Annotated in this window: 1 protein-coding gene; it reads left to right on the forward strand. The window is 50.5% G+C overall.

Annotated features, from left to right (window positions below; genetic code table 11):
* The coding region (locus WH95_RS11005; RefSeq protein ID WP_046506966.1) for an Ig-like domain-containing protein at window positions 1-850 on the forward strand (850 nt) is incomplete at both ends.

An 850-nucleotide genomic window follows, 5' to 3' on the forward strand; every position in this document is an offset into this window, starting at 1 on the left:
GCGTTGTTATTACCGTGAGCGGTAGTAACGATGGTCCTGTTGCTGTTGCTGGTGTTAACACAGCCGTTGAAGATGGCGGTGTTGTTACAGGTACTCTGTCAGCAAGTGATGTCGATGGTGACGCGCTGAGCTTTAGTCTGAATACAGGCCCGAGTGAGGGCTCAGTTGTTGTTAATGCAGATGGTAGTTATAGCTTTGATCCGGGCTCAAGTTTCCAGGATTTGGGTGTTGGCGAGAGCCGTGATGTGAGCTTCTCTTATGATGTTTCCGATGGTAACGGCGGTGTTGCAACGGAGAGCGTTGTTATTACCGTGAGCGGTAGTAATGATGGTCCAGTTGCTGTTGCTGGTGTTAACACAGCCGTTGAAGATGGCGGTGTTGTTACAGGTACTCTGTCAGCAAGTGATGTCGATGGTGACGCGCTGAGCTTTAGTCTGAATACAGGCCCGAGTGAGGGCTCAGTTGTTGTTAATGCAGATGGTAGTTATAGCTTTGATCCGGGCTCAAGTTTCCAGGATCTGGGTGTTGGCGAGAGCCGTGATGTAAGCTTCTCCTATGATGTTTCCGATGGTAACGGCGGTGTTGCAACGGAGAACGTTGTTGTTACTGTCAGTGGCAGTAACGATGGTACAGTTGCTGTTGCTGGTGTTAACTCAGCTGTTGAAGACGGCGGTGTTATCACGGGTACTCTGTCTGCCAGCGATATCGATGGTGACGCGCTGAGCTACAGTCTGAACACAGGCCCGAGTGAGGGTTCTGTTGTTGTAAATGCTGATGGCAGCTACAGCTTTGATCCGGGTTCAAACTTCCAGGATCTAGGTGTTGGCGAGAGCCGTGATGTAAGCTTCTC

The organism is Kiloniella litopenaei, assembly GCF_000982415.1.
In the GTDB taxonomy this organism is placed as follows: Bacteria; Pseudomonadota; Alphaproteobacteria; order Kiloniellales; family Kiloniellaceae; genus Kiloniella; species Kiloniella litopenaei.